Annotated in this window: 2 protein-coding genes and 1 pseudogene; 1 reads left to right on the plus strand and 2 read right to left on the minus strand. The window is 66.0% G+C overall.

The window, feature by feature from the left end; genetic code table 11:
* A pseudogene (gene clpA, locus AB4Y84_RS22255) lies at window positions 1–233 on the plus strand (ATP-dependent Clp protease ATP-binding subunit ClpA); the annotation flags it as partial.
* Between the two features lie 73 nt (window positions 234–306).
* On the opposite strand, the gene AB4Y84_RS22260 reads toward clpA, so the two are convergent.
* Together AB4Y84_RS22260 and infA are read right to left on the minus strand one after the other, a co-directional pair.
* Window positions 307–702, minus strand: coding sequence for a hypothetical protein (locus AB4Y84_RS22260; RefSeq protein WP_442243513.1), 396 nt, complete (start codon window positions 700–702; stop codon window positions 307–309).
* Between the two features lie 203 nt (window positions 703–905).
* On the minus strand, window positions 906–1,084 hold a 179-nt coding region (gene infA / locus AB4Y84_RS22265; RefSeq protein ID WP_442251007.1), incomplete at its 5' end, for a translation initiation factor IF-1.

Below are 1,084 nucleotides of genomic sequence, written 5' to 3' on the forward strand. Positions count from 1 at the left end.
CAGCCACGCCGACTGCGCGCGACTGGCTGGCCCACCACGGTTTCGACCCGCTGATGGGTGCCCGCCCGATGGCGCGGGTGCTGCAGGACAAGGTGAAGCGCCCGCTGGCCGACGAACTGCTGTTCGGCAAGCTGGTCAACGGCGGCAAGGTCAGCATCGACGTGCGCAACGACGAGCTGGTTGTCGAGGCGCAGGCCGAGCCTGAGCGGCTGTTGCCGGCCACGGTTGAGTAAGCGCCTGTCGGGCATTGCCCGGCGACGGAAGCAACGACAGGGCGGCTCAGGCCGCCCTTGTCGTGTCAGCCCTTCAGCGGCTGCGCTGGCGGGCCATGCGCTTGAAGGCGGCGGCGTCCAGTGGCTCGATACGCTCGACCGTGCAGTTGGCGCGGTCGGTCTTCAGCTCGCTGCGTGAGTCGCCGCATAGCTGGTTGCTCTCGCCCTGGGTTTCAAACGCCAGCCGGCGCGAGGTCACTGCGTTGTTGCAGGAGGTTTTGAACACAACGCGATAGTGCTGGTCACCATTGCGCAGCAGCACATCACGATCGGCGCCGGCGCGGACGATCTGCTGGTCTTCGCTCAGGGCAATGCAGCTGTCACCGGCGCTTGCCGACGGCGTGTCGGCGGCCTGGGCGGCGGGTGCGATCAGGGCGGCAGTGCTGAGTACCAGGGCGGCGAAGCCAGCGGGCAGGGAGGTCACGTTCATGGCAGGGGCAGGGGGTGGCGATCCGGACTGGATCGGATGCCACGATGCCGCCACAGCTGCGAATGCGAATCTGCCGCAAGCATGGCTGACCGATGTCACGGTGCATTCGGTCAGGGTGTCGTCCGGCAGGGCCGGATTGCAGGCATGACAAAAGGCCAGCGTCCAGGGCTGGCCTTGTCGGGGTGGCGCAACGCGCCAGCCGCTTACTTCATTCGGTAGGTGATACGACCCTTGGTCAGGTCGTACGGGGTCATTTCAACCTTGACCCGGTCACCGGTGAGGATGCGGATGTAGTTCTTGCGCATGCGGCCGGAGATGTGGGCGATGATTTCGTGCCCATTTTCCAGACGAACGCGGAAAGTGGTGTTCGGCAGCGTCTCGC

Source organism: Stenotrophomonas sp. 2YAF22 (assembly GCF_052114665.1).
GTDB classification, from domain to species: Bacteria; Pseudomonadota; Gammaproteobacteria; order Xanthomonadales; family Xanthomonadaceae; genus Stenotrophomonas; species Stenotrophomonas indicatrix.